Source organism: Psychrobacter sp. (assembly GCF_041554015.1).
Classification (GTDB): domain Bacteria; phylum Pseudomonadota; class Gammaproteobacteria; order Pseudomonadales; family Moraxellaceae; genus Psychrobacter.
Window position 1 is genome coordinate 1 of sequence record NZ_JBFFMS010000074.1, and the last position, 4,755, is coordinate 4,755.

4 protein-coding genes are annotated in these 4,755 nt (G+C 45.2%); all 4 read left to right on the forward strand.

Translation table 11 applies throughout. The features are described 5' to 3' along the window. Positions 1-2,239, forward strand: a 2,239-nt coding sequence (locus ABYU67_RS11830) for a hypothetical protein (protein ID WP_372845450.1), incomplete at its 5' end; no start/stop codon positions are given. Then, complete coding sequence (locus tag ABYU67_RS11835) at positions 2,239-2,472, forward strand: hypothetical protein (protein ID WP_372845452.1); 234 nt, start codon at positions 2,239-2,241, stop codon at positions 2,470-2,472. The genes ABYU67_RS11830 and ABYU67_RS11835, both read left to right, overlap by 1 nt. A gap of 66 nt (positions 2,473-2,538) precedes the next feature. Then, positions 2,539-3,189 (forward strand): hypothetical protein, encoded by a 651-nt coding sequence (locus ABYU67_RS11840; protein WP_372845454.1) that lies wholly within the window; start codon positions 2,539-2,541, stop codon positions 3,187-3,189. Positions 3,190-3,262: 73 nt separating this feature from the next. Continuing rightward, a partial coding sequence (locus ABYU67_RS11845) for a tape measure protein (protein WP_372845456.1) occupies positions 3,263-4,755 on the forward strand: 1,493 nt, incomplete at its 3' end.

Genomic DNA, 4,755 nt, shown 5'->3' on the forward strand with positions numbered 1-4,755 from the left:
ACCAAACGAACTGCCACTCAATATGAGTCGTAGGCTTGGCACAGTGGTCGGAGTGCCAATAGCGCCGCCTGTAGACAATGAAGACGTAGCACTAGCAGTCAATGCTGTAGCAGATATGTCGCCTACAGCGTCCGCTGCTGTGACAATAGATGCGGACAATGATGTAGGTGTAGCAATTGTAGCAGTCGCAGAGATAGCGCCTACAGCAAGCGCTCTAATATCTTCCGAACAGATTGCTGTAGGCGTTGAAGTCCATGCAATAGCAACCCTAAACCCCACAGCGAGCACTACAGCAAGCTACGACTCTAATAACCCTAGTGTCGGCATGTTGAACGTATCTAGTGATATACAGGACGCAAAATTACAAGGTATTGGTAGGCAATCAGGTTTTGAGAATAACGCTAATTTAACAAAGTCAGTCAGTGCTGATTGGCAACCATCGAAGCAAGTAAGTACTGAAAACCAAGTTGAGTTTGAAGCGAATAAGCGCCTTGCTAATGACAGTGATTCACTGTTTGAGTCATCAAAACTGATCGGCACCAAAAATCAGCAACAAGCTGAGTATCAGACATTTATTGCCAGTAAATCCACGCTAAAAACCGAGAACGCAAAGCGCATTAGTCATAGCAACTGGTATGGCTTTGAGGCAATGGCTAAACGCCAGATTGATCGAACGCTGGGCGCTGAATACGCTGAGTTGATAACAGACAGGCTCGATACGTCTAGCGACTACAATCGACTGACTGCACTTAGCTATGATATGCGTCATGAGTTTGCTCGGTTGCCGTACTCCAAACTGCGCTATGTGCCGCCGCCATTATCGCAGACCGTCATCTTAAAAGAACAAGTTATTGAGGGCTGGGAGTGCGGAACAGGCGCGTTACGTCACTATGGTTACAATGACGAATTAGCATTACCTATGCACAGACGTATCACTGATAGGGGTATATCTAGCAGTTTAGCTATGCCGTTATCAATGCCTCGTGGTGTTCTTGAGTTATCAGCTGAAGATGCTGATGCAATGGAAACGAGGCCATGCAAGCGCAAGACACTAGGCGTCAATCCTACGCTCGATGTCGTTACGTGCAAACCTAAAGTGTTTGGCAAGGCGTCATCGGTTGCAGTAAACGCGCAATCAATGCTCAACGCGACTGCATGGCTAGAGTTGCTAATTGGCGAGAAAGGCGAAGCCTATAACAAGGGAGTCATATTCGTGACAAACAGTGTGTCATTAGTGCGCTCAGACGATGGGCGTGAGATTAAGATGTTAGGCTTTAGCGTGGGCATTGATAGTAACAGCTATACATGGTCATTTAGTGCGACTGTGCCGCTGTCTGAGTTGTCAAAAGTCAACACAGCATATGAGCAGCAGATTAACGTGGAGTTTACGTGTAACGGCAATCTGTGGCGATTTATACTTGATAGCTGTGATGATAGCGTGTCGTTTGGTGAAAGCTCATTAACGATCAAAGGCAAGTCACGAGCGATGCTGTTAGCAAGTCCGTATTCTAGTCAACGTGGCTTTAAGTACGACACAGCTATGAGTGCTAGACAGATAGCAGAAGATGAATTAAACCGCTTTGGTGTACCTAGTGGCTTTGCTCTTGATTGGCAGCTTGCAGGGGTTAATGGTTGGAATGTACCGGCCAACACGTACAGTTACTCAAACAAAACACCTATCAATAGCTTGCAATGGATAGCTGAGGCGGCAGGTGGTTTTATCAATGCACACATGAGTGAAGATATTATCCATGTACTGGCTCATTATCCAATACCATCATGGGAATGGGCAGCGCAGACACCTAGTATTGAGTTGCCAATGTCGCTTATCACCAGTCGCAGTCGTGGACGTGTCAATAAACCTGCATACAATGGGGTGACTATCTATGGTGAGAATGACGGTGGTATCGGTGCTCTAATCAAGCGCACAGGCACTAGCGGCGGTTATCAGCCGCCAATGGTCACCAGTGATTTAATCACCGACCAAGACGTTGCTATTAGCCGCGGTAAAATGATATTGAGTGACACGGGCGATATCGGCAACATTGGTATCTCAATGCCGCTAGTCGCTGATATTGGCGTGCTTAAACCATCTACCTTAATCGGTGTCAGTGATGGTGAGTCATGGGTAGGTATGGTCAGAGGTACAACCATCACAGGTCGTCTATCTAGCAATCGAGCGTTAGAGATTGACCAGTCTATTGATGTTGAGCGTCATTTCGATAAGGAGGGTGTCTAATGGCTAGCGGCAATCTATGGCAGTTATTCAAAAACGCTACAGAGCAAGGTGCTAAGCAGCTTGCTACTGTCGTTGACCGTACAGGCTCAAACTATACCGTCACTATGCAGGGCGGCGGTAATACCATCGTACAATCAAGTGCAGCGTACGAGGTTGATGACAAGGTCTTTATCCGTGATGGGCAGATAGTCAGCGATGCGCCTAATCTGCCATTTGTTGAGATTGAGGTGTGATAGCATTGCTCAAATCTCACCAATCGGTTAAAGTTGAGTGAATAAAACTTTATCGAGTGTTTGGCTATGAATAACCACAAACTAATGGCTGCAATATTATCAACCGTGCTTTTATTGTCGGGTTGCTCAGACCCTAAAAATGTTGAGTTGCCACGAAATGCAAGTGGAATTGTCGAGTTTCAAGGCAAAATAGAAAGCCTTGATGATGAAGATATGCGTTTGATTTCTGAATTTTTTGATGATAATTTTCTGGCTATATCTACTGGTGTTACGCCAGAAGGTATGACAGTTGGTGACGCTATCGCCATGCAAAGAGAGCAGGAAAACAAAGAACAAGCCGAGCAGGAAGCCAAGCAGTCGGCAATAAAGGCCATGAACGATGTTATCAATGTTGAATATGTGCATCATGATAAGTTTGAAAGGCTGGGTCATTCTGCTTATCAATTCACAGTTGAGCTGACGAATAAGCAAACCAAGCCGATCATTGGCGTTAAAGGTAGGCTGATATTTAAAGACTTGTTTGGTGAAGACGTTGGCAATGTAGGTGTTGAATATAAAACCAATTTAGAAGAAGGCGAGCCTAAGTATGCAGAGACAGCAACAGTACCTTTCATAGTTCAGGGTGATACTTTCAAAGACAGTAATTACAAGCCTGAGAATGTACGTTTTGAGCCAGAAGTTATTGTTTTTGCCGACAAGACAAAAATGTCAATATGATATAAAAAACCACCAACCAAAACCAAGCCCTCTTAATCGAGGGTTTTTTATTGCCTAAAATAAGAGAGCTGACATGGCAGATTTAGACTATCTCATTAATTTTGATTCAAACACCAGTGGCATTGATAAATCTAAATTTGCTATTAGCAAATTGGGTGCTGCGATGGCTGCGCTTGGTGTGGGCTTTGGTGCTAGTGAGCTTGCAAGTGTGGCTGACGAGTTTAGCAATGTTGCTGCGTTTATCAATATTGCCGTTGGTGAGACTGGCAACTTTGAACAAGCTATGACTGGCGTGAAGGAGGTTGCACTAGCAACCAATACAAATCTAACAGCCACTACTCAGTTATTTTATAAAATCAACGAAGCTGGTAAGCAAATGGGGCTTACTCAGCAAGACAGCCTTGAGCTAACAGAAACAATTAACAAAGCTATGCAGCTGGGCGGTGGAGCAGCTGCATCGAATGAAGCAGCAATCATTCAGCTGACGCAAGCATTACAGTCAGGTGTGTTACGTGGCGAAGAATTTAACTCCATCATGGAGCAAGCGCCTGGTATTAGTAAAGCGTTAGCAGCGTCATTGGGCGTGACAACTGGCGACCTTAGAGCTATGGCGAACGAAGGTAAGCTATCAGCTCAGACGGTTATAGCAGCTCTACAAGAGCAATCGACAGTTATTGCAAGCGAGTTTGACAAGCTACCAATAACAGTAGAGAAAGCCCTGCAAAATATCCGTACTCAATGGATGGTGTTAATTGGTGAGTTTAACCAAGACAGCGGTGCGACAAGCAAGGTCGTTGAATGGCTTGGTGTGCTTGAAGAAAACATGGCATTGCTTGATACCGTTCTAGCAGATGTAGGCGAGGGTGTGGAGTGGATAGGCGACCAGTTAAGCAAGGTTGATACTGAAACCATCGTTGCCATGAAACAGGCGTTTGAGTCTGCTTATGAGGCGCTAAAGTCGTTTGCAACAGCAATGGCAGATGGTTTTGAGCTTGCTGTAGAAAACCTAGACGTGACACTAGGGATGTTGTTTGACTTTGAAAGTGGTTTAACCGATGCGGAGTCTAAGACGGGTGGGTTTACAAAGGCAATTCAAGCATTAAATGTCGCATTAGGCTTTATTGGTGATGGCTTTGCAGGCATCAGTATTGCATCAAAGCTAGTCACTGGTGCGTTTTATGACATGGCCGCCGCTTGGTATCAGCTAAAATCTAACTTCTCGTTCGGAGCAGTAAAAGACGAAGCTATTGCCGATATGCAAGCAATGGCCACCAAAGCTCAAGAAATGTACGGTCAGGCAAGTAATGCAGCGCTTGATTTTAAATCTAAAGGTGTTGCAGCCATTGAGGATTTAAGCAAGACCGAGGCGCAATTAAACGCTGAAACACTGGCTGACCTGAAAGCGACTTTTGCTGAAAAATCGCAAGCATATCAAGACCTAGCAATCACCGAGGGTGAGTATGCAGCAAAAAGTGTCGCACTGGAGAAATCAAAGCTAGAAGCGGCTCAAGAATACGCGCAAGCAGCGGTTGATGGAAATAATGGCGTTATTGATAGCGCCACGAT

Bases quoted from the DNA above. Each gene is read 5' to 3' on its own strand.
- ABYU67_RS11835 (WP_372845452.1), top strand. From the start codon at position 2,239: ATGGCTAGCGGCAATCTATGGCAGTTATTCAAAAACGCTACAGAGCAA.
- ABYU67_RS11840 (WP_372845454.1), top strand. From the start codon at position 2,539: ATGAATAACCACAAACTAATGGCTGCAATATTATCAACCGTGCTTTTA.